Origin of the sequence: Stenotrophomonas maltophilia, from assembly GCF_013464915.1 — a bacterium.
Taxonomy (GTDB): Bacteria; Pseudomonadota; Gammaproteobacteria; order Xanthomonadales; family Xanthomonadaceae; genus Stenotrophomonas; species Stenotrophomonas maltophilia_AT.
On sequence record NZ_RAVT01000028.1, the window covers coordinates 25,255 to 46,676 of the forward strand.

Below are 21,422 nucleotides of genomic sequence, written 5' to 3' on the forward strand. Positions count from 1 at the left end.
TGGTTTCGAGGTGGACTCAGGTGCCGCTGTTGGAATCAGCGCCCTGCGCCGACGCGGTGGGCGTCGAGCCAGCGCTCTGCACAACGATCTGGTTGCCTACGATGGAGACGGAGATACCCTGCGCCGCATACGCTGCCGTGAGGTCGATCACGGCCTGCTGCGCATTGGTGGTATCGATGTTCGAGACCGCGCCGTACAGGGTGAAATCCGAGCTCAGGCGGTAGTCCAGCGTGCGTCCGGAATCCTTGGCCCAACGCTCGAGCATGGCTTTGAGCGTGCCATCCATCGGCGAGGCCTGGTAGACGTAACTGGAGTACAGCGGAATCTCGGTTGTGGCCGCGGCGAAGCGGTTGACCGGCTTCCAGCGGCCTCCGAAATCGGGGGCGGGCTTGGTGGCACACCCTGCCACCATCAGCGCCGCGACTGCGGCGATGGACATTTTCGCGATAAACGCCTGATTCATACGGGCTTCACTTTGACGTACGAAAAAGCAGTTTCGAACGTTGGTTCCCTGGCCGTCCGGCGCTGCATGGCGCACGCCGGAATCGGAGGGACGCACTGGCATGCAGCACACCCACTCCGGCTCCCCTGCAGCCCGAAGGCTGCCAACCAGGTTGCAGGCCGAGCGACGGAGCTTCCCCGTCACGCACCTGCACACCCATACCAACGTCGAAACCATCCTTGTTTCCATGGCACAAACTCCTGGCCACCCTGCTTCAAAACTTTGACATCCAGCACACATCTCTGGATGTCGCACACAGGGTTACACAACTGCGCGTCAATTCCATGTCAGGAAAACCTGAAAATCTATCGAAACGTGTTGTTTTTTTGACGGAGCGCACCATTTCACGTCAGTGAATGTGAATTCACTTCACATTTTTATGTTTGTGAAATCAGACTTTCAGCATCGGAACATCGACCTTTGGCAGCAGCCGCGAGGTGAAGTAGCGGTCCTTGTAGTAGCGGATCTTGTCGCATTTCACCGGATGCGGTATGCCCTCGTAGAGGAACACTTCCTTGTCCGGCCCCATCGCCTTCAGCTCCTGCGGCAGCATCAGCGCGCGCCGCTCTTCGGTGAAGCTGTGGGTCTTCTCGCGGGCGTGGGTGACGTTCTTCTTGCGGATGGTGGTGTAGCCCAGCATGTCCGAATAGTCGTTGGCGTCCTGCTGCTCGCGCGGCGCGTACAGGATCTGCAGCGCGTGGTTGGTGATGATCGTGCGCGACACTTCGCGGCCATAGGTGGCATCGAGCTGCGACATGCTCTGGATGATCGGCAGCAGGCGGATGTTGTAGCCGGCCATGTAGGACACCGCCGAGGCGATGATCTCGACCTTGCCGATCGAGGTGAATTCGTCCATCAGCAACAGGCACTGGTACTTCAGGTCCGGGTTGGACTTGGGCAGTTCCTTGGTGTTGAGGTTGATCAGCTGGCTGAAGAACAGGTTGATGATCAGGCGGCTCTCGGCCAGCTTGTTGGGCTGGATGCCGATGTAGATGGTCATCTTCTTCCTGCGGACGTCGGTCAGCAGGAAGTCGTTGCTGCTGGTGGCCTTGTCCAGCACCGGGTTGATCCAGGGATTGAGCGGTTCCTTGAAGGTGCCCAGGATCGAGGCGAAGGTCTCGTCGGCCTGGGACAGCATGTTGGCGAACGCCGAGCGCGCGTTGGCGCTGAGGAACGAACGCTCCGACAAGGCCTTGAGGTACTTCTTCAGATCGGTGCCATCGCCGGATGACAACCGGTAGACAGAACCCAGCGTCGGCGTGCCCGAGCCACCCGGGAAGCCACTGCTGCGCTCGTCGTCCCAGTTCTCGAACAGATACAGGGTGAAGGCCATGAACGCGTTGCGCGCCTGGCTGACCCAGAATTTCTGGTCCTCGGCGCCATCCGGATACAGCATCGCGGCGATGCTCATCAGGTCCGACACCCGGAACGCCGGGTCATCGGAGACATAGCTGAGCGGGTTCCAGCGATGCGTGCGCCGATCCTCGGCGAAGGGATTGAACAGGTAGATCTCCTGGCCCTGGCTGGCACGCCAGCCGCTGGTCAGGTCGAAGTTTTCCTGCTTGATGTCCAGCACCACCAGTGATTCGCCGTACTCGAGCAGGTTCGGGATGACCACGCCGACGCCCTTGCCCGAACGGGTGGGCGCGGCCAGGATCACGAACTGCTGGCCGTCCAGCCGCACCAGCTTGCCGCCGTGGCTGCCGACCACGATGCTCTGGCCGGTCTTCCTGAACATGCCGTGCTTGGACAGGTCGGCGCCGGTGGCAAAGCGCGCGTCGCCGTGCAACGAGCGCTTGTCCTTCTTCAGCAGCAGCACCAGGCCGGTCACCAGCAGGACCAGCAACGGCAGGCCGAAGCCCACGTAGCCGGCCCACTTGATCTTGCCCACGAAAGGCGCAACCTGCGGCTGGCCAATGGCGTGGTAGTACTGGTAGTACGTGTTCCAGGTGAACAGCTTGGTGTCCAACCCAAGGAACAGCAGGGTCAGGTAGCCGGAAAACACGAAACCAAGCAGCAGGGTCGCCAGCGTGATGATGGCGATGAGCGAATACTTCTTACTGGGCAACACCCGGATCCTCCATGATGCGCACGAGGGCGCGACGGCCTAGCGGCGGCGCCAGCGCGACGCCTTCTTCCGCAGGTGGTTTTCGTTCTCCAGCCCGGGCTCCTCGCCCTCTTCACGCACCCGCTGCAACAGCAGCTGGCGCGCTTCGGCCAGTGATACAAGGTCGGTCAGACGATCCCCATCGTCGGCGACGACCGCATGGCCGACCACATCGCCCGGAGCGTACACCGGCTCGTAGGACACCGCTACCAGCTGATAGCGGCCACGCGTCTCCAGCACATGCCTGAATTCCTGCATCGATTTCCTCCTTGTCCAAGCGCTCCACGATCCCCTGTGTGCACCATCATGCCGCTCCGCATGTCGTCATCACATGCAGGACGCCAGCCGCAGCGCGCCGCACCTCCTGCAGCCCCGAGCCCACGCGCGGGCGGCCACAATCCCATCGATCAAACGCTGATTTGCCCCGCGGCATGGCTGCCCCTGTTGCGGTGCAGCAGTACAATGCACGGCTCCCCGCCCCCATCGCGCCCCCGCATGAGCCCCAACTCTTCCCTGGCTGCGCGGCTGACGCCCCGTCAGCGCACCCTGATCATCCTTGCCCTGTCCCTGGGCGGCTTCGCCATCGGCACCAGCGAATTCGCCAGCATGGGCCTGATGCTGGAGATCAGCCGTGGCCTGTCGATCTCCGAAACCCAGGTCGGCCACCTCATCAGCGCCTACGCCATCGGCGTAGTCGTCGGTGCGCCGATCCTCGCCTTCGTCGGCGCCAGCTTCCCACGCCGCAAGCTGCTGCTGGCGCTGATGGGCTTCTATGCCATCGGCAACCTCGCCAGTGCGCTGGCGCCCAACTACGGCACGATGCTGGTGGCCCGTTTCGTCGCCGGCCTGCCGCACGGTGCCTACTTCGGCGTGGCGATGCTGGTGGCTGCGGCGATCAGCCCCGCCGGCCAGCGTGGCCAGGCGATGTCGCGCGTGTCGCTGGGCCTGTCGATCGCGATCCTGGTCGGCAATCCGCTGACCACCTGGCTGGGCCAGCAGCTGAGCTGGCGCACCGCCTTCGCCCTGGTCAGCGTGCTGGCCGTCGCCACCGTGGCGATGATCGCGCGCTTCCTGTTGCCGGATCCGGATGAAGTGCGCACCTCGCCGATGCGCGAACTGCGCGCCTTCAATACCACGCAGGTGTGGCTGGCGCTGGCCATCGGCGCGGTTGGTTTCGCCGGCATGTTCTGCGTGTTCACCTACCTGGCACCCACCCTGGTGCAGGTCACCGGCGTAGCCGAATCCTGGATGCCACTGGCGGTGGGCGTGTTCGGCATCGGCGCGATCATCGGCAACATCGCCGGTGGCTGGCTGGTCGACAAGTTCCACTTCAAGGCCGCCGCCGTGGTGCTGCTGTGGTCCATCGTGATGCTGCTGCTGTACCCGCTGGCCGCGCAGTCAGTGTGGACGATCGGTCCGATGATCGTCACCGTCGGCACCATGGGTGCGCTGGCCGCGGTGCTGCAGACCCGCCTGATGGATGTGGCCGGCGAAGCGCAGACCCTGGCCGCCGCCTCCAACCACGCCGCCTTCAATACCGCCAATGCGCTCGGCCCCTGGCTGGGCGGCATGGCGATCAGCGCAGGCTTCAGCCCGGCCAGTACCGGCTATGTCGGTGCCGCCACCGCCATCGGCGGCCTGCTGCTGTGGTGCGTGGCGGTGATGCTGGACAGGAAGCGCAAGGCCACCGCCGGCAGCCACTGAACGCGGCGCCGGGTCGTCAGTCGTTGCCCATGCGGCGGCGGCGGCGCCCCGGCCGCAGCATCGCTGCATCGCCGGCCGCAAGTGTCGGACGCGCCAGCTCACCACGTTTCACACGGTCCAATACCCGCCGAGAGTTGGCCGCGCAATCAATCCCGTCCGGCCGCGCCTGGATGTCCTCGATCAGGGCCAGGAGGTGGGCGCGGCTGTCGGCCAGCCGCCGCTGCAGCGCCTCGATGTCGGCCACCTTCTGCTGCAGCATCGTGATCAATGCGTCGTGCTGCCACTGGCCCATGTCTGGCGGCAGCAAGGCGCGTATCTCCTCCAGGCTGAAGCCAGCGCGCTGCGCGCCAGTAATCAGCTCCAGCAGCAGCACCGCCTGCTCCGGGTAGTCGCGGTAGCCGTTGGCCTGGCGCTGGACCACCAGCAACCCGGCCTCTTCGTAGAAGCGGATGCGCGACGCTGCCAGGCCCGTGCGGCGGGCCAGCTCACCGATCTTCATCTGCCTGAATCCTCGACATGGAAGCCTGTTGACCTTCAATCAAACTTGAAGGTTAGCGTAGCGCCATTCCCCTGTCCTGGAGCTGTCCGATGTCGCTGTTCTCGCCCCTGGCACTGCCTTCCGGTGCCGTCATCCGCAACCGCATCGCCAAGGCGGCGATGGAGGAAAACATGGCCGACGCCCACCATGCCCCCTCCATCGCACTGCTGGAGCTGTACCAGCGCTGGGCCCACGGCGGCGCCGGGCTGATCATCACCGGCAACGTGATGGTTGATGGCCGAGCCATGACCGGCCCCGGCGGCGTGGTGCTGGAAGATGATCGCCATCTCGACCGGTTCAGTGCCTGGGCGGAAACAGCACGCTCGCGGGGTACGCAGATGTGGATGCAGATCAACCATCCCGGTCGGCAGATGCCGGCCGCGCTCGGCCAACCGGCGCTGGCACCTTCGGCGGTGCCACTGGACATGGGCGCGCTGTCCAAGCAGTTCGCGCCGCCAAAGGCGATGAGCGAAGCCGACATTGAAGAAGTGATCGCCCGCTTCATCCGCAGTGCCGAGCTGGCCGAACGCGCGGGTTTCAGCGGCGTGGAGATCCATGCCGCGCACGGCTACCTGCTCAGCCAGTTCCTGTCGCCGCTGTCGAACCGTCGCGAGGATCGCTGGGGCGGCAGCCTGGACAACCGTGCGCGCCTGCTGCTGGAGATCGTACAGGGCGTACGCGCCACCGTGTCACCTGCGTTCGCAGTGGCGGTGAAGCTCAACTCCGCCGACTTCCAGCGCGGCGGCTTCTCGCCCGAGGACGCGCGCGCCGTTGTGGAGATGCTGGCGCCCCTCGGCGTGGATCTGGTCGAACTGTCCGGCGGCAGCTATGAGGCACCGGCCATGACCGGTACCGCACGCGACGAACGCAGCCTGTCACGTGAGGCCTACTTCCTGGAATTTGCACGTGAGATCGCCACGGTGGCGACGATGCCGCTGATGGTCACCGGCGGCATCCGCCGCCGCGAAGTGGCAGAACAGGTGCTGGCCAGCGGCGTTGCGATGGTCGGTATTGCCACCGCGCTGGCGATCGAGCCTGATCTGCCACAGCACTGGCAGCAGGGCCGCGACCCGGTGCCGGTGTTGCGCAACATCAACTGGCGCAGCAAGCCGCTGGCGGCCAGCGCGCACATGGCGGCAGTGAAGTATCAGCTGGGCCGGTTGAGCCGGCGCCGCCCCACTGCGCCCGGGGTCTCGCCGCTGTGGGCGCTGTTGCTTGCACAGGCCGCCGGCAAATGCCGGGCTCGCCGCTACCGGCGCTGGATCAGCGCCCGCGCCATCACACATTGAGCCGCGCGGTCTTCTCATCGCCGCAGCGATGCTCCACCATCTGCATGACCGGCGGCAGTCCGCTGCCGGTCGCAGCAGGCAGAAGGAACCACCGTGGCAGCAGAACCAACCAGGAACCGCGAAAAGCTGCTCGATGATCTGCTCTCGCTGGGCCGCAACTGGGCGCTGGCGATCGCCATCGCCGGTGCCGGCGCAGCGGTCCATTACAGCGAGTCGGTGTACGAAGCAGGAATCTGGCGCGGCCTGCTGCCTACGATCTGCTTCCTCGTCGCAATCATCTGGGTCGTGCTGAGCATCATCCGTTTCGACCTGACCATCCAGCAGCATTTCCAGCGAAAGCTGTCGCGCTGGCTCAGCCGTCTGCTGTATGTCGTGCTGCTTGGCACCGGCGTCACTGCCGTGTTCTTCGTCACCGAGCTGGCGGCCAACAACCACATCGCGCGGATGTGCGACTCGGTGGCCAACGAGCCGGCCAGCCGCATCCACAGATCCGCGGAATGCCAGCGGTTGTACCAGCATCGGGCGGCCTACCGGCAGCGGCTGGAATCGGCCGAGGGTGAGTTCGACTGAGCAGATGCGTGGGCGAAGGCGCACGAAGATGCACATGGAGGTCCAGCAAGGGTGGATTCGAAATAGTTGCATGGACTTCAGTGCAACCCGACGCCACGATTTCCTGCCGGAGAACCGTGATCGAACACAGGCCATGAAGCTGCCCAACACCCCCACCCGTCTCCCCGCCCGAGCACGGAAAATCGGCAGTGAAGTACGCATCTTCAGGCGCTATCACCAGTACGCCCTGTTTGCCGTCGGAGCCGTACCACTGGCAATACTCCTGTTCGCCGTCGCGCCCGAACTTGGACTTCTTCCTGCACTGGGTGCAGCAGCGGTTTTCACGCTGTCGGCGTTGTTCCTGGCCTTCGTTGTCTATTCCCCAAGACGGGACCGGGTGGCACTGGAACATGATCGCCTGGTGTTCCAGCACCGCGCTCCCCTCCCATTCAAGCAGATCCTGTCCTACAACCTGGACGATCATGTCGATCTGACCATGATCGATGGACCGAGCGTGCTGCTCCAGCGCACACGGGCATCGATGCAGGAATTCTCAAACTTCCGGGACGCTCTGGCAGAGGCTCTCGCGAATCGGCCTGCCGACGCTGCCGCTGCTCCGCAGCGTCGCTACTTCTTCGGTGCCTGGCCTGCACGCGTGTGGGGTGCGGTCCTGTTGCTGGCAACGGCGGCACTGGTGATCACAGGCCTGCTGCATGGCTGGCCGCTGTACAAGGCGCCAATGCTCGGAATTGTGCCCGTGGTGGGCATTGGGCTGTTGCTGTCGCGCCGCCGGCACTGATCACATCATCGGCGACGAACACATGGCGTGGATATGCATTCGGGCACAGTACGTGCGCCGCTCATGCTTGGACCCATCCAGCCACCATGCTTCACGCGCCTGCCCCCGCACGTCATGATGCCATCGCCCTGCAGGCAGGCATCCTCGGCAGTGTGCTGGGCGTAGCGGCCTTCAAGGCCATTGCGCTGTCGGCGCTGGCCAGCGGCTCACTGATGGTGATCGGGGTGTGGATGCTGGCCTGTGCCGTGCTGGGCGCCTGGGCCCTGGCGGCCTACCTGGCCTGCCTTGCGCTGAGCCGCCGTGTGTTCGTGCTGATGCTGGCCCTGTGCATGGTGCTGATGGCCTGCATCGCCTGACCGCGCCGCGCGCTGGACTATCACCCAATTGTTACGGAATAACAAGTGCGATCGGTCCGATTGCCTGTGCCCGGGGTCACGGATTGCAATGGCAGGGCCACTCCGGCACCACCCCGAGACCGCCCCATGAACCTGCTGCCCCGGCTGCGTACCCCACTCGTCTTGTTTGCGCTGGCCTCGCTCAGCGCCTGTGCCACCTATGACGACAGCAACATGCATCAGGCCTGCCAGGAGTCGCCGCACCTGAAGGATCTACCGCGCGAAGTGGCGGCCCGCGAGAGCCGCTGCAACAAGAGCATGGAAGTGTGGTCGAGCGAGCGCAAGGGCAGTGACAGGCCGATCGACCTGAGCGGCAAGAAGAAAGATCTGTAACCGCACCAGGCGCAGCCTACGACGGCTGCGCCTTCGGCATGCAGGTCATCCCGTCGCCAACGGTCCGTACCAGCGCTGCAATGCCTGGTCCAGCCCTGCCCCATCGCTTCCCGCGTCGCAGGCCCACGCAACAATTCCATCGGGCCTCACCAGCACCGCCCCCAAGCCCAGCGTATCGTCCACCGCCGAGGCGATGCGGGTGAACGGCTGCCGCCAACGGTCGACCAGGTCGCACGACGCGCAGTTCTCATCGAACACGAGCAACGCCCCCTGCCCCGTCCTCAGCACCTCCCCCATGCGGCGGCCATCGGCCAGCCGGAAGTCCGGTACGCTGCGACCAACAAGTGGATGGCCATTCCCCAGATCAAGCTGCTGCGATACGCCCCAGACCCGTTCGGCCAGATAGGTGGCCCCATCGCGGGTGCCAGCGAGATCGGCCATCACCGCCGCCAACGCACGCGAACCGGCTCCAGGTCGCATCAGCGCAACCTGCGCGCGCGACCAGTCCAGTACTTTGGCGCCGATCGGATGCCGCTCCGCCTGATAGCTTTCCAGCAGCGCCACGCCGGCATCACCGCGTACCACCCTGGCCAGCTTCCAACCCAGGTTCATCGCATCGCCGATGCCCAGATTCAGGCCCTGCCCTCCCAACGGGGAATGCACATGCGCAGCGTCACCGGCCAGCAGCACGCGGCCGTTGCGATAGACACTGGCCTGGCGCGCGCCATCGGTCCAGGTGCTGTGCAGATGCAGGGCCGTGATCGTTGCGTCGCAACCGGACACGCGCCGCAGCAGGGCCTGCGCTGCATCCAGATCGAGGTGCGTGCGATGACCGGCACCTCCGTCGAAGTCGGCCAGCGCCAGCACGCCCGGCGGATTGAAATTGCACATGCCCTGCGCGGTGTATTGCCGGCCCGGCGTCAGCACCGACGGATCTTCCAGTTCAACCAGCAGCGAATGGCCGGTGAATTCAGGATCGGTGCCGACGAAGCTGAAACCACACTGCTTGCGCACGGTGCTGCGGCCACCGTCGCAACCGACCAGCCAACGACCGCGCACGGCTCCGTCAGCAGTCTCAATGACCACCTGCGTCTCGCCTGCCTGTACGGCCTCTACCGCGCGCCCGCGTTCGATGCGCACGCCCAGCGCGCTCGCACGTTCGGCAAGGACCCTTTCCAGCGCCTGCAGCTCCACCGCCATCTGGGTGCCGACCGGCGTCGGCAGGCGCCAGTTCCAGCACCCGCTGTCCACGCAGTCCAGCGCGAACGGAATACCCGCAAAGTGCCCACCCAGCGCGCGCGGCTGCGCCAGCCAATGGGCAGTGCCAGGCGGTGGTGCCCCCTTGTCGGGCTTGAGCACCTGCGCCGCGGCGACCGCGTCCAACAGGCCGCGCCGATCCAGTGCCTCCAGCGTGGGGGTGTTCAGGCCGCGCAGCCCGAATGGCAGGTGCTTCAACGGCGAGTCGGCGGACCCGGCCTGTTCCAGCACAAGCACCGAACACCCGGCATGGGCCAGTTCGCAGGACAGGAACAAGCCAACCGGGCCAGCACCGGCAATGACGACGTCGTACAGCATGGGGATTCCTCGTGAGCGCCGGGCCGGCGCTCTGGCAAGCCGAATGTTACACTCGGTGTACGATTTCACAAGTGAGCCGCCCATGACCCCGCCCCCAGGCCGCCGCGAGCAGCGCAAAGCCGAGACCCGACAAGCGATTTCCGACGTCGCCACCGGGCTGATCATCGCGCGCGGCTTCGAGGCCGTATCCATGTCCGAGATCGCCAGGGCCGCGGGGGTATCACGCAAGACGGTCTTCAATTACTTCGCCAGCAAGGAAGACCTGGTCTTCGACCGCGACGAGGAAGCACGTGCACTGCTGCGCGAGGGAATGCTGGCGCGCCGCAGCATGCCCCCGCTGGCGGCCTTCCAGTCACTGGTACAGGAACTTCTGGAGAGCGGTCACCCCCTGCTGCGGATCAACACAGGCGCGGCGGCCTTCTGGCTGACCGTCGCCGAAAGCCCCGTACTCGCAGGCCGCGCACGGGAGCTGCAGGCCCTGCTCATCGCAGACCTTGCATGCTTGATGGCAGATGCAACCGGGGCCGACCCCGCCGACGCACCGGCACAACTGGGTGCATCGATGCTGATCGCAGCGCTGGTGGTGGCCTATGCCGATGCACTGCGTGCTTTCAACAAAGGCAACGATTCCACGCCGGCATTCACTGCAACCTGGCAGCGCGGCAGCATCGGCGTGCACGCTGCGCTCAGCGGGACCGCCTACACAGCACGCCACCAGCAACCAGCCCGCAACGATCATTGAATCCACCGCATCGGCGGTCACGACCAGCATCGATTGGCCCGATCATTCCCGCTTGCCGGCATCTACGGTGAAGCCACTGTTGCGCCAGGGCCCACCTCGCGCAGCACCCTGTCTTCCCGCAGAGGCCAAGCCATGAAAGAGACACCTGAGCAAGCCGACTGGCGCCGCCAGATCAGCGGCGACCTGACCAAGAAGATCAACAGCGCGCAGACCTACCCGGACATCCGCAACGCCGTCATCAGAGCGCTGGCCGACATCGACGCGAAACTGCATGCCCTGTCCGAGGGCGTGCGCACCAAGTACCTGCTCCGACAGGACATGCCGCTGGTGCATTTCTACATCAAGGGCGGCAATGCCTTCGCCGCACGCATGGACATGTTGCAGAACCACAACGAGCACCTGTTCACCTCGGGTGACTCGGACTGGGATACGCAGATCGTGATCGACCCCTGGCTGCCAGGCGCGGTGCAGAACGAACTGCATGCCTTGATCGAAGATCTGGTGGTGGAAGAACTCACCATTGCCGGCCAGAACGTCGCACTCCTGATCGATCAGCTCGCAGCACAGAATGCGGCGTATCTGCTGCAGCCCCTTCCCAGGCCGCCGCAGCCCGCCGCTTCGCCGCTGGAACCGACGCCTCAGCCATTGCCCCTCCCTCCAGGCCAGCCCGCGAACGTCACCTGGCGTGCCACCTGCGATCCCACCCAGGCACTGCGCCGTGTCTACAGCCGCGACACCACCGGGCTCACCCTTGATACCCGGCGCGACCTCACATCGCCTGGACGTGCGGCTCCACCGGGCATCATCCTGAACGACGCCATCCGGCCCTTCATCCTTTATCGGATGGGTTACACCTGGCATGCCGAGCTGATCACCGCGCCGCCGAATCCACCTCAGACGGCACCCGCGACGCCCCGACCGATCCTGATGGAACTGATCGACGTCAGCCTGCCGCGCCGGAACTCGATCGAGGCAGTCACTGTCTGGTCGGAAATCGACCGTGGAAAACTGGTGATCGGCACCGATGGCGGGGCCCAGGATCCGGTCCGTCTGCCACTACCGGACATGGACTACCACCTGCGCGAGAACCTGGTGATGCTGTGTGAGATCGCCGTCGACCCCAACCGCCCCAGCGCGCGCAAGCGGCCCAAGCGGGTGGCGCGCGTAAACGAGATCTACACCCTGTACGCGGGCCAGGACCGTCTGGCGCAGTTCAAGAAGGTAGTCGACAGCATGGCCGGTGAAGAGGCCTCCGCCAACGCCAATGCGTCTGCCGACCAGCAGATCAATGGACTGACAGCGGTAGTGCAGCGGCGCATGCAGGACGCCAACGCCAGCTATGTGCAGAACAATCCAGCACCGGCGGTACTTCAGCGGATTGCCCAAGGACGCCAACGCGCACTGACCATCTTCGAGCTGCTCAAACAGTCCTTCACCGCCCCCGTCGACCCTTCCGCCATGTTCAGTGACGATCTGGTCCTGGTGCAGAGCCTGAAACAGAGCCCCTATCTGGACGTGCCACAGGTTCCGTTTACCGGTGTCGACGTTGCGTTCATGGTGCGCGTCGACCAGAAGACACAGATGGCGTTCGATAAATGGGATTTCGCCCGGAAGCTGCAGGCGGTACTGCCCAAGGGAACCAAGGTCAGCGTGCGCAGCCACGCTTACAACACCCGGCGCGGCGGCAGCCTCAGTTATGAGGTCACTCTGGTAGTGCTGACCACCAACGCGGAACTGAAGGAGAACAAGCGCGCGCTGGCCTTCATCACGCTCACCTCCGCCACCGAGATGGAGGCGCCTGGGCGACCGAGCCCGAACGACCCGACCGTGCGCTATGCCTCGCTCCAGGACATCGATGGTCAACGCAAGGCCGCTGCGGCCCTGCTGCACGATTTCGTGCTGCAACAACAACTTGGAAAGCAGCACGATGCCATCAGCGAGTTGCTGACACCGACGTGAGATGCACGCTCCCGGCGCTGCCCACCCTGACCGGGCGGGCAGTGGCTGATCGACGAAGCGCCACCATGCCAATGCCAATGATATTCTTTCTCATTTGCACCCCCATACTGTCGCCCCCATGGCCCTCCCATCGCTCTGCAGGCACCCCCTTTGCGCCGCTCTGGCCATTGCCCTGACACTCCCCGCCCATGCAGCGGATGATCCGCCGAAGGAGCTGGATGCCGTCCAAGTGCGCGGCCGCGCACAGACGCTGTACCGCGTGGACGACGCCGCCGTCGGCACCCGCACCGATACCCCGTTGCAGCTGGTGCCCCAGTCGATCCAGGTGGTGCCACGCGAGTTGATCGACGACCAGGCCGCGCGCCAGGTGACCGATCTCTATCGCAGCATCAGCGGCATCAGCTATTTCAGCTATGCCGGGGTGACCCTGCGCGGCTTCCGCCAGGAGAACGTGCTGTATGACGGTCTGCGCGGCGATCCCTATGCAGGCTTCTCGGTGCCGCAGCTGTTCAACATCGAACGCGTGGAGGTGCTGAAAGGACCGGCAGGTGCGCTGTACGGCGGCGGAGATGCCGGTGGCGTCATCAACTATGTGACCCGCAAGCCCAAAGCCGCTGCCGAGCGCCGCATTGAGGTCCAGCTGGGCGACAAGGACTTCCGAGCCGGATCGATCGAGGGTACCGGGCCGTTGAATGCGGCCGGCAGCGTGCGCTATCGCGCCGGGCTCTATGCCGACAGTGAAAAAGGCGTGCGCTGGAACACCGACAGCGAGAGCGTGATCGGCGATGCCTCGCTGGCCTTCGACGTCGGCCAGACCGGCGAACTGTTGCTGCAGTTCACTGACATCACCCAGAACCTTGGCGGCAACCGCCTGCGCGGCGTACCGGTCAACGATGCGGGCACTTTCCTGACCGACCGCCGCTGGAACCACAACGAGGCCAGCGACTTTCTCGACATGCGCGCCAAGGTGGCGCTGGCACAGTATCGCTTCGCGCCGCTGGATACTCTGGACGTGGACTTCGCCGCCCGCTGGTTCAGCAACAACGAACACCAGATGTACCACGAGCCGATGGGCCTGATCGATCGCGACCGCGATGGCGTGGCCGAATGGATGACCCGCCAGCTGCGCAACCAGATCCGTGACAACGAAGCGTTCACTGCCAACGGCAATGCAGTCTGGCGGGTAACCACCGGCGCGGTGGAGCACAAGGTGCTGTTCGGCGCCGATGTATACCAGCTGGATGCGGATTTCACTGCACAGACCGCCAACAGCGCTGACCTTGCGCGCGGCGCGGGGCCGGTGCGGGGCATCGACCTGTTCAATCCGGTGTACGGCGCCAGCACATGGCATGACTACAACCTGGGCGCCCTGCCCTGGCGCAGCACGTCCACCCGCAGCAAACGCCATGGTGGTTACCTGCAGGATGAGCTGGCGCTGGGCCCGCGCTGGCATGTGCTGGCCGGGCTGCGCTGGGATGGTTTCAAGGATGAGGATCGCATCGCTGGCAGCAGTGTCGAGGGCAACGATCTCAGCTGGCGGCTGGGCAGCACGTTCACCGTGCACGAAGGCTTGAATGTCTACGCCAACGTCGCCAGCGGTTTCGTGCCTCAGAGTGCCACCAACCAGAATCCGGCCGCCGGCGGACCGTTCGATGCCGAGCGCAGCAAGCAGTGGGAAGTGGGCATGAAGTCGCTGCTGGCCGACCGCGTGACGTTGAACATGGCCGCCTACCGGATCGACCGCAGCAACATCGTGCAGGCCACTGGCGAAGTGATCGGTGGCGTGAGCCAGCTGGCCGCGCTGGGCCTGGTGCGCAGCACCGGGATGGAGCTGGACCTGCTGGCCGACCTCACCGAGCGCTGGGTGCTGAACCTGACTTACGCCTACAACGATGCGCGGGTGAAGGACGCCGGCCCGAACGGCATCACCAACGCCTCAGGCGACCGCTTCGCTAATGCGCCCCGCAACAAGCTGGGCCTATGGACCCGCTACGACCTGCCAGCAATCAACTCCGCCATCGGCTTCGGGGCAGACCATGTGGGCGAGCGTGTCAGCCTGGATGGGCAGACGGTGAAGGCCTACACGGTGTTCGACATGAGCTGGAAGACGACGTGGAAGCAGTGGCAGTTGCAGGCCAACGTGAAGAACCTGTTCGACAAGGTGTATGCGGCAAGTGGCTTCATCGAACGCAACGGGCATTTCCCCGGCGAGCCACGACGGGTGTATGTGCAAGCGGCCTACAGCTTCTGAGGCAGGGCTGCGAACCATGATGACAGGGGGAGGTGGCTGCCCACCTCCCCTGCTGGCGTCAGTGCGAGCAGGCCACCAGCATCGAACGGGTAGCCATCTGGGTGGAGGTGAAGCCGTTCTTGTTGCCCACCGCGATCGCGTTGCCGTCGTCGCCATCCTTGCTGAAGACCACATAGCCGCCGGGGCACATCTGCCCGGCCTTCTCGTAGCAGCCACTCCAGGAACTGGAGCCGCTGCAGTCGATGGAGACGCCACGCCGGCCATCGGGGGTGACGGTCATCCTGGCGGTGGTGCAGCCGCTCAGCGCGGCCACGAACAACAACGGAACGAACAACTTCATGGGTACTCCAGGGGTTGGGGATCAGCGGGAGGGCGCCAAGGCTGGAGTGCCCGGATTGCGCGAACCTTGCGCCGATGCCCTTCTTCGTGGGCACAAGCGGCCTGCAGGGCGTCCGGAAGGCACGCCATGTTCACGCAATGTTCCTGTAATACGGTGCCGGCGCGTGCCGAACCGCCCCGCCACGCCCCCTTCCTGCGCAAGCCCTGCCGATGCACATCCTGCTGATTGAAGACGAAGCCGAACTGGCCGCCACCCTGAAGTCCGCCCTGCAGCGTGAGCGCTACGTGGTGGACCTGGCCAACACCCTGGCGCTGGCCCGCGAAGCGGCCCTGTACGGATCGCACGACCTGGTGCTGCTGGACCGCACGCTGCCCGACGGCGACGGCCTGGGATTGATTTCACTGCTGCGCGAGCGCAACCCCGGGGTGCCGATCATCGTGCTGAGCGCGCTGGGGCAGCTGCCGGACCGCATCGCCGGTCTGGATGAGGGCGCGGACGACTATCTGGCCAAGCCCTTCGCACTGGAGGAACTGTTCGCCCGCATCCGCGCTGCGGGGCGCCGGCCGAGCGGCATGCAGGTAGAGCCGATAAGCATCGGCCGGCTCCTGTTCGATCCTGCCTCGGGCGAGGCCAGCGTGGGCGGGCAGCGGCTGGAACTTCCGCGCCGCGAAATCCGTGTACTGACCGCGCTGGCCCGGCGGCTGGGCCGCACCGTGCTGCGCGAGTCGATTGAAATGGCGGTGTATGGATTCGATGACGGCATCCATTCAAATACGCTGGATTCGCACGTGTCGCGGCTTCGCCGCAAGCTGGCCGATGCCGATGCCCGGGTGGAGATCCACGCCATCCGCGGCGTCGGCTATCTGATGCGGGAAGCCAAGTAATGGCGCGTCGTCCATCGTTGAAGCGCCCGCTGATCGTCAAAACGCTGATCTATCAGCTGCTGGCGTTGCTGGTGGCGTTCTTCGCGCTGCTGATGGTGCTGATACGTGCCGACAGCGGTGGCTACTACAGCATCCAGACCTTCGCACCGGTGGCTGCCGAGGCGGTGCACCGCGATCGCAATGGCGAGCTGTACGTGCAGCACACACCGGAACTTGCCGAGCTGCTGAAGATCGTTCCCGGTGCATGGTTCATCGCCGAGGATGAGCACGGCCAACACGTTACGTTCGGACCTGTGCCGCCGGCCTATGCCTCGCTGGTAGGCGCACTGGATGGCATCCCCTTTGGTGACCTGCGCGGGCGCGATCGCAGCGATGGCCTCGCCGTCGTGGTCCGCCAGCACAGTGGCCCGGCCGGCAAGCTGACCATCATGGCCCACGGCGAAACTGATACGCTGACCTGGCAGATGGCGCTGGCGGCACACATCATCACCCTGCCGATCTTCCTGCTGCTGGGCCTGGCCACCATCGTCCTGACACCGGTCATCGTAAGACGAGCCCTGGCCGGGGTGGAGCGCATCGCGCAGGAAGCCCGCAACATCTCAGCCAGCCGCCGCGGTGTCCGCCTGACCGAAACCGCTGTACCGGTAGAGATCGCTCCGTTGGTGGCAGCGGTGAATGAGGCGCTGGACCGGCTGGACGAGGGACACGAACGGCAACGCCGCTTCATTGCCGCCGCCGCACATGAGCTGCGCACACCCATCGCGATTCTGAGGGTAAAGGTCGATGCGGCCGACGATGCCACCTCGCGCAGCCTGGCCGTGGAAGTGGCGCGCCTGGCGACGCTGGCAGAGCAGCTGCTGGATCTGCACCGCATGGACGAGGACGGGCCGAAGGAGACCATCAACCTGGCGCGGGTGGCCAAACGGGTGGCCGCTGATCTGGCGCCGCTGTTGATCCAGTCGGACAAGGCCGTAGCCGTGGCGGTGGAACCACACTTCCCGGTGTTCGGCGAGACCGGCGCGGTGGAACGTGTGATCTCCAACCTGGTACTGAATGCTGCCGAACATGGCGGACGCCAGATCGTCGTGCGCGTCCAGGGCAGCTGCCTGGAGGTCGAGGACGACGGCCCCGGCATACCGGTCGACCAGCGCGAGCGCGTCTTCGAACCCTTCCAGCGGCTGCGGCCACGACAGACAGGCGCAGGCCTGGGGCTGAACCTCGTACGTCAGGTGATCGACCGTCATGGCGGCCGCGTCACGATTCTGGATGCGCCTGGCGGTGGTGCTTTGATCCGTGTCGAGTTTCCACTGCACCCGGGTGTGACCCGCTCGCCACCCTTGGAGAACCGGGAACATCGCATGCACGTGGATAACTGACACCTGTCCATGCGTGGACGGCCGCGAGGACAGGCAAGGTTGCGGCAATGTTCGCTGCACAGCATCGGGGAGTGGCAGCTGCCCTGCCACCGCATTCCGATCTGACAGGAAGCCTGCATGTGACCCAGGGAGCTCCTCCACCCTCCTCTTCCACGCGCACCGTGCCACCGCCGAATTCGCCAGACATCACGGCTGCTGCATGGAATCGCCGCCCACGCAATGGCCGCGCGATCGGCCTGGAGCATTGGCCGCGTTGGCTACGGGCAATTCCCGAGGTCGAGCGCGCTGGCGTACTGATGCGGCTGTTCGGCGCCTTGTTTCTGCTGCTTCCCGGCATTGCGCTGGTGGCTTCAACGTATCGGCACGCGAATGCAGCGGCGGCCGCCGCCGTGTTCCTGTTCGTCACGGTGCATGCAGCCCTGCATGGCTTGGCGGCATGGCGAGCGGCAACCACGCGCCCAACTCCGCCGATACTGCGCTTTCTGGAAGGCCAAGCTGCCGGAGTAATGATTGCCAGTGCGCTTCTGATCGCCATCGGTGCAGGGATGACGAAGCTGCCTGTTTCACCCTTGTTCTGGTTGCTGGCCGGCACGGTGAGTCAACTCTTCGGTGCGCGAATGGCAGGCCAGCGGCTGCGCAACGCGTTGCTGGTGCTCGGTAGCGCTTTGCAGTTCATCGCCGTAGCACTGTTCGCCCTTCTTGCCGCAGGCTGACACAGCGATAGGCCCGCAAGGTTCACGCAACCCAGCGCATCGAGACTCGACGGCCATCCACGCCTGCCACGGCAGACGTGCGCTTCTTCTGCCGCGAGGACCACCGATGACCTGTCTCTTCTGGATGCTGCGCCGATGAGCGCCGTGCCGCGCAAGCGCCGCCGCGCGCTCATCATTGCTGCCACTGTGCTGTGCAGCACACTGATTTTGTTTGCATGGTTGCGTCCCGCGCCACCACCGCAACTTCAGCTTGCGCCGGTCGTTCGCGGCAACATCGAACAGGTGGTGGAAGCCACCGGCACGTTGAAGCCCTCGCGACTGGTAAGCGTTGGTGCCCAGGTATCCGGCCGCATCGAGACTCTGCATGTGAAGCTGGGCGACAAGGTGAAGGCCGGTGATCCGATTGCCGATATCGATTCGCGCACCCAGCGCAATGCATTGCTGAGCGCGCAGGCCGCACAGCGCACCGCGCGTGCCAACCGCGATGCGCTGGCCACCGACCTGCGCCAGTTCGAGCTGGCACTGCATCGGCAGCAGCAGCTGGTGGCCTCGCAACTGGTGGCCCGCGCCGACTTCGATGCAGCCAGGGCCAAGGTCGACGCCACCCGGGAACAGATTGCTGCGCTGGACGGTGAGGTTGTGCGCCGACAGACCGACGTCGATGTCGCCCAAACCAATCTGGAATACACCCGCATCACCGCTCCCACCGACGGCACCGTGCTGGCCGTGGTCGCGCGACAGGGGCAGACCGTGAACGCAGTACAGAGCGCACCGACCATCGTGATACTGGGCAACCAGGACGTGATGACGGTATACGCGGAAATTTCCGAGGCCGACGTCGTTCACACGTCTGTTGGCCAGGAGGCATTCTTCACCATCCTGGGTGATGCCGGCCGCCGCTACAGCAGCAGGTTGCGTGATATCGCACCGGCGCCGGAATCGATCACCAATGAAGACAGCCCCAGCCTGGCTTCACCGGCAGCGTCGGGCGGCAGCCGCACGGCCATTTACTACAACGGGCAGTTCGACGTGAACAACGCCGACGGCCGCCTGCGCAGCTACATGACCGCGCAGGTCCGCATCGTGCTGGGACGCGTCAACGACGTACTGACCATTCCTTCGGCCGCATTGGGTGCGCGCGCTGCCGATGGCAGCTACAGTGTTCTGGTACGTGGCGCCGACGGCCACGCAAGCGCGCGGCGCATCACCACCGGGCTGGACGATCAGATCCGGGTGGAAGTACGCAGCGGGCTGAAGGAAGGCGAACAGGTCGTGCTGGCGCAGGCCAGCGACGAAGCGACCATCACACCCGTGCAGCCGAAATGACTACGACCACGAGCGGGCCGCTGTTGCGCGTTCGCGGCGTACGCCGCGAGTTTTCCGCGGGCGAGCAGACATTGGTGGTACTCGACGGTATCGACCTGGACATCCACGCGGGTGAGCTGGTGGCCATCGTAGGTCAATCCGGTTCCGGCAAATCCACGCTGATGAACATACTGGGCTGCCTGGATCGCCCTTCTGCTGGCATCTATCAGATCGGCGGGCGCGAGACTGCGCAGATGTCGCCCGATGAGCTGGCCGAGCTGCGTCGCGAGCATTTCGGCTTCATCTTCCAGCGCTATCACCTGCTGACCGACCTGACTGCACTGGGCAATGTGGAAGTGCCCGCGATCTATGCCGGCATGCCTGCCGAGGCACGCCATGCGCGTGCGGCCACGCTGCTGTCGCGGCTTGGTCTGGGCGAGCGCATGCAGCATCTTCCTGGCGAACTGTCGGGTGGCCAGCAGCAGCGCGTCTCGATCGCGCGTGCGCTGATGAATGGCGGCGCGGTGATCTTCGCCGACGAGCCCACAGGTGCGCTGGACACACATTCCGGCAGGGAAGTGATGAAGATCCTCGGCGAGCTGCATGCCGAGGGCCATACCGTGGTGCTGGTGACGCATGACATGGCCGTGGCCGAGCACGCGCAGCGCATCATCGAAATCCGTGATGGGCGGATTGTGGATGACCGTGCAACCGGTACCGGTCCGGCAGCGGGCGTGGTGACGCCCGCCGTGCCCAAGCGCACGACGGACGGCTGGCAGGTCTGGCGGGACCGGTTCACTGAAGCTTTCCGGATGGCCCTGCGCGCCATGAATGCGCACCGCATGCGCACCTTCCTGACCATGCTCGGCATCATCATCGGCATTGCATCGGTCGTGTCGGTGGTGGCGCTGGGCACCGGCGCACGGCAGGCCATCCTGTCCAACATCGCCTCCTTGGGCACCAGCACCATCGAGATCTATCCCGGCTCGGGTTTCGGCGACCTGCATTCGGCGCGCGTGGAAACGCTCACCCCCGGCGACAGCGTGGCCCTGGCCGGGCAGCCGTTCGTCGACAGCGCCACGCCCGGCGTTGCCACCACCGGTACCGCGCTGCGCGGCAACCGCTCGGCCAGCGTGCAGGTGCAGGGCGTCAGCGAGCAGTATTTCCGCGTACATGGCCTGAAGTTGGGCGAAGGCGCCTTCTTCGGCCCGCCCGCCGTGGCCGGCTACCAGCAGGTGGTGGTGATCGATGCCAATACCCGCGCCCGCTTCTTCGCTGCGGCGGACAATCCCATCGGCCAGAGCCTGCTGCTGGGCAACGTGCCGGTACGCGTGGTGGGCGTGGTGAAGAAGGACGCCGGCGCGGCCAGCGATGCCTCGTTGCTGCGGGTGTGGCTGCCCTACACCACCACCATGGCGCGCATGCTCGGGCAGCGGCATGTTTCCAGCATCACCGTGCGCGTCTCCGATGCGATCAGCATGGAAGCGGCCGAGCAGGCCATCGCGCGATTGCTGACGCGGCGCCACGGCAGCACCGATTTCTACATGAGCAACAACGCGAAGATCCGTGAATCCATCGAACAGACCACCGGCATCCTGACCATGATGATCAGCTCCATCGCCGCCATCGCATTGGTGGTCGGCGGAATCGGCGTGATGAACATCATGCTGGTGTCGGTGACCGAGCGCACACGCGAGATCGGTGTGCGCATGGCGGTGGGCGCGCGCCGTAGTGACATCCTGCAGCAGTTCCTGATCGAATCGGTATTGGTGTGCCTGCTCGGCGGCCTGCTCGGCATCGGCGTGGCCCTGGCGCTGGGTGCCGCATTGGAGGTGGCCAAGGTGGGTTTCAGCCTGGTGTTCTCCGTCCATTCGATTCTGGCCGCCTTCGCCTGTTCCAGCCTGATTGGTATTGGCTTCGGTTTCCTGCCCGCGCGCCGCGCCGCCCAGCTGGATCCAGTGGAGGCCCTGGTTCGATAGCCACCGCATCTGCCAGCAGTGACGGCAGGTTCGCGCAATGTCTGCGCGGTCTACTGCAGCTACCAACAATGTCCGCACAGGA

The 21,422-nt window shown here is 65.1% G+C and carries 20 protein-coding genes; 14 read left to right on the top strand and 6 right to left on the bottom strand.

Translation table 11 applies throughout. The features are described from left to right. Positions 1–16: 16 nt before the first annotated feature. From D7T59_RS10520 to D7T59_RS10530, 3 genes are all read right to left on the bottom strand, one after another. Entirely contained in the window at positions 17–463 is a 447-nt protein-coding gene (locus D7T59_RS10520) for a hypothetical protein (RefSeq protein ID WP_099550992.1), read from the bottom strand. A gap of 430 nt (positions 464–893) precedes the next feature. Continuing rightward, positions 894–2,573: a type IV secretory system conjugative DNA transfer family protein gene (locus D7T59_RS10525; RefSeq protein ID WP_164135804.1), complete on the bottom strand. Its 1,680-nt coding sequence runs from the start codon at positions 2,571–2,573 to the stop codon at positions 894–896. 36 nt (positions 2,574–2,609) lie between these two features. Beyond that, positions 2,610–2,867 carry a hypothetical protein gene (locus D7T59_RS10530; RefSeq protein WP_099550990.1) on the bottom strand — a complete coding sequence of 86 codons (258 nt, stop codon included), beginning with the start codon at positions 2,865–2,867 and terminating at the stop codon, positions 2,610–2,612. 237 nt (positions 2,868–3,104) lie between these two features. On the opposite strand from D7T59_RS10530, the gene D7T59_RS10535 reads away from it, so the two are divergent. After that, entirely contained in the window at positions 3,105–4,313 is a 1,209-nt protein-coding gene (locus tag D7T59_RS10535) for an MFS transporter (protein ID WP_180852243.1), read from the top strand. A 16-nt stretch (positions 4,314–4,329) separates the two neighbouring features. Here the strand turns inward: D7T59_RS10535 and D7T59_RS10540 are convergent, their stop codons facing one another. Beyond that, positions 4,330–4,812, bottom strand: a complete 483-nt coding sequence (locus D7T59_RS10540; protein WP_180852245.1) for a MerR family transcriptional regulator — start codon at positions 4,810–4,812, stop codon at positions 4,330–4,332. Between the two features lie 89 nt (positions 4,813–4,901). Here D7T59_RS10540 and D7T59_RS10545 point away from each other — a divergent pair, with 89 nt between their 5' ends. From D7T59_RS10545 to D7T59_RS10565, 5 genes are all read left to right on the top strand, one after another. Beyond that, positions 4,902–6,140, top strand: a complete 1,239-nt coding sequence (locus D7T59_RS10545; RefSeq protein WP_180852246.1) for an NADH:flavin oxidoreductase/NADH oxidase family protein — start codon at positions 4,902–4,904, stop codon at positions 6,138–6,140. 93 nt (positions 6,141–6,233) lie between these two features. After that, positions 6,234–6,710: a hypothetical protein gene (locus D7T59_RS10550; RefSeq protein ID WP_180852248.1), complete on the top strand. Its 477-nt coding sequence runs from the start codon at positions 6,234–6,236 to the stop codon at positions 6,708–6,710. A 133-nt stretch (positions 6,711–6,843) separates the two neighbouring features. Continuing rightward, the gene (locus D7T59_RS10555; RefSeq protein ID WP_180852250.1) at positions 6,844–7,488 is read left to right on the top strand and encodes a hypothetical protein; all 645 of its coding nucleotides are present in this window, start codon (positions 6,844–6,846) and stop codon (positions 7,486–7,488) included. Between the two features lie 86 nt (positions 7,489–7,574). Beyond that, positions 7,575–7,844, top strand: a complete 270-nt coding sequence (locus tag D7T59_RS10560) for a hypothetical protein (RefSeq protein WP_125428315.1) — start codon at positions 7,575–7,577, stop codon at positions 7,842–7,844. Between the two features lie 126 nt (positions 7,845–7,970). Beyond that, a complete protein-coding gene (locus D7T59_RS10565) occupies positions 7,971–8,216 on the top strand; it encodes a hypothetical protein (protein WP_164135810.1) in 246 nt (81 codons plus the stop codon). Between the two features lie 45 nt (positions 8,217–8,261). On the opposite strand, the gene D7T59_RS10570 is transcribed toward D7T59_RS10565, so the two are convergent. Then, positions 8,262–9,791: an FAD-dependent monooxygenase gene (locus D7T59_RS10570; RefSeq protein ID WP_180852252.1), complete on the bottom strand. Its 1,530-nt coding sequence runs from the start codon at positions 9,789–9,791 to the stop codon at positions 8,262–8,264. Positions 9,792–9,873: 82 nt separating this feature from the next. Between D7T59_RS10570 and D7T59_RS10575 the strand changes: the two genes are divergently transcribed. The 3 genes from D7T59_RS10575 (at position 9,874) to D7T59_RS10585 (ending at position 14,743) form a co-directional block, all read left to right on the top strand. Then, complete coding sequence (locus D7T59_RS10575; protein ID WP_180852253.1) at positions 9,874–10,533, top strand: TetR/AcrR family transcriptional regulator; 660 nt, start codon at positions 9,874–9,876, stop codon at positions 10,531–10,533. 132 nt (positions 10,534–10,665) lie between these two features. After that, positions 10,666–12,492 (top strand): hypothetical protein, encoded by a 1,827-nt coding sequence (locus D7T59_RS10580; RefSeq protein WP_180863238.1) that lies wholly within the window; start codon positions 10,666–10,668, stop codon positions 12,490–12,492. Positions 12,493–12,610: 118 nt separating this feature from the next. Then, a complete protein-coding gene (locus D7T59_RS10585; protein ID WP_180852259.1) occupies positions 12,611–14,743 on the top strand; it encodes a TonB-dependent siderophore receptor in 2,133 nt (710 codons plus the stop codon). A 58-nt stretch (positions 14,744–14,801) separates the two neighbouring features. Here the strand turns inward: D7T59_RS10585 and D7T59_RS10590 are convergent, their stop codons facing one another. Next, positions 14,802–15,083: a hypothetical protein gene (locus tag D7T59_RS10590; protein ID WP_010484816.1), complete on the bottom strand. Its 282-nt coding sequence runs from the start codon at positions 15,081–15,083 to the stop codon at positions 14,802–14,804. A gap of 209 nt (positions 15,084–15,292) precedes the next feature. Between D7T59_RS10590 and D7T59_RS10595 the strand changes: the two genes are divergently transcribed. The 5 genes from D7T59_RS10595 to D7T59_RS10615 all read left to right on the top strand — a co-directional run bounded on the left by D7T59_RS10595 (position 15,293) and on the right by D7T59_RS10615 (position 21,340). Beyond that, positions 15,293–15,967 (top strand): response regulator transcription factor, encoded by a 675-nt coding sequence (locus tag D7T59_RS10595; protein ID WP_180852261.1) that lies wholly within the window; start codon positions 15,293–15,295, stop codon positions 15,965–15,967. Continuing rightward, on the top strand, positions 15,967–17,343 hold the full coding sequence (locus tag D7T59_RS10600) for a sensor histidine kinase (protein ID WP_180852262.1): 1,377 nt from the start codon (positions 15,967–15,969) through the stop codon (positions 17,341–17,343). The genes D7T59_RS10595 and D7T59_RS10600 overlap by 1 nt, the downstream gene beginning before the upstream one ends. A 47-nt stretch (positions 17,344–17,390) precedes the next feature. Further along, a complete protein-coding gene (locus tag D7T59_RS21325; RefSeq protein ID WP_258013081.1) occupies positions 17,391–18,056 on the top strand; it encodes a hypothetical protein in 666 nt (221 codons plus the stop codon). Between the two features lie 135 nt (positions 18,057–18,191). Beyond that, positions 18,192–19,382: an efflux RND transporter periplasmic adaptor subunit gene (locus D7T59_RS10610; protein WP_180852264.1), complete on the top strand. Its 1,191-nt coding sequence runs from the start codon at positions 18,192–18,194 to the stop codon at positions 19,380–19,382. Then, entirely contained in the window at positions 19,379–21,340 is a 1,962-nt protein-coding gene (locus tag D7T59_RS10615; protein WP_180852266.1) for a MacB family efflux pump subunit, read from the top strand. The genes D7T59_RS10610 and D7T59_RS10615 overlap by 4 nt, the downstream gene beginning before the upstream one ends. The last annotated feature ends 82 nt before the right edge of the window (positions 21,341–21,422 follow it).

Excerpts from the sequence above, each read along its gene's own strand:
- D7T59_RS10590 (WP_010484816.1), bottom strand. The coding sequence starts at position 15,083 with ATGAAGTTGTTCGTTCCGTTGTTGTTCGTGGCCGCGCTGAGCGGCTGC.
- D7T59_RS10580 (WP_180863238.1), top strand. The coding sequence starts at position 10,666 with ATGAAAGAGACACCTGAGCAAGCCGACTGGCGCCGCCAGATCAGCGGC.
- D7T59_RS10615 (WP_180852266.1), top strand. The coding sequence starts at position 19,379 with ATGACTACGACCACGAGCGGGCCGCTGTTGCGCGTTCGCGGCGTACGC.
- D7T59_RS10570 (WP_180852252.1), bottom strand. The coding sequence starts at position 9,791 with ATGCTGTACGACGTCGTCATTGCCGGTGCTGGCCCGGTTGGCTTGTTC.
- D7T59_RS10555 (WP_180852250.1), top strand. The coding sequence starts at position 6,844 with ATGAAGCTGCCCAACACCCCCACCCGTCTCCCCGCCCGAGCACGGAAA.
- D7T59_RS10600 (WP_180852262.1), top strand. The coding sequence starts at position 15,967 with ATGGCGCGTCGTCCATCGTTGAAGCGCCCGCTGATCGTCAAAACGCTG.
- D7T59_RS10530 (WP_099550990.1), bottom strand. The coding sequence starts at position 2,867 with ATGCAGGAATTCAGGCATGTGCTGGAGACGCGTGGCCGCTATCAGCTG.
- D7T59_RS10595 (WP_180852261.1), top strand. The coding sequence starts at position 15,293 with ATGCACATCCTGCTGATTGAAGACGAAGCCGAACTGGCCGCCACCCTG.
- D7T59_RS10610 (WP_180852264.1), top strand. The coding sequence starts at position 18,192 with ATGAGCGCCGTGCCGCGCAAGCGCCGCCGCGCGCTCATCATTGCTGCC.
- D7T59_RS10575 (WP_180852253.1), top strand. The coding sequence starts at position 9,874 with ATGACCCCGCCCCCAGGCCGCCGCGAGCAGCGCAAAGCCGAGACCCGA.
- D7T59_RS10535 (WP_180852243.1), top strand. The coding sequence starts at position 3,105 with ATGAGCCCCAACTCTTCCCTGGCTGCGCGGCTGACGCCCCGTCAGCGC.
- D7T59_RS21325 (WP_258013081.1), top strand. The coding sequence starts at position 17,391 with ATGTTCGCTGCACAGCATCGGGGAGTGGCAGCTGCCCTGCCACCGCAT.
- D7T59_RS10545 (WP_180852246.1), top strand. The coding sequence starts at position 4,902 with ATGTCGCTGTTCTCGCCCCTGGCACTGCCTTCCGGTGCCGTCATCCGC.
- D7T59_RS10585 (WP_180852259.1), top strand. The coding sequence starts at position 12,611 with ATGGCCCTCCCATCGCTCTGCAGGCACCCCCTTTGCGCCGCTCTGGCC.
- D7T59_RS10540 (WP_180852245.1), bottom strand. The coding sequence starts at position 4,812 with ATGAAGATCGGTGAGCTGGCCCGCCGCACGGGCCTGGCAGCGTCGCGC.
- D7T59_RS10520 (WP_099550992.1), bottom strand. The coding sequence starts at position 463 with ATGAATCAGGCGTTTATCGCGAAAATGTCCATCGCCGCAGTCGCGGCG.
- D7T59_RS10560 (WP_125428315.1), top strand. The coding sequence starts at position 7,575 with ATGCTTCACGCGCCTGCCCCCGCACGTCATGATGCCATCGCCCTGCAG.
- D7T59_RS10565 (WP_164135810.1), top strand. The coding sequence starts at position 7,971 with ATGAACCTGCTGCCCCGGCTGCGTACCCCACTCGTCTTGTTTGCGCTG.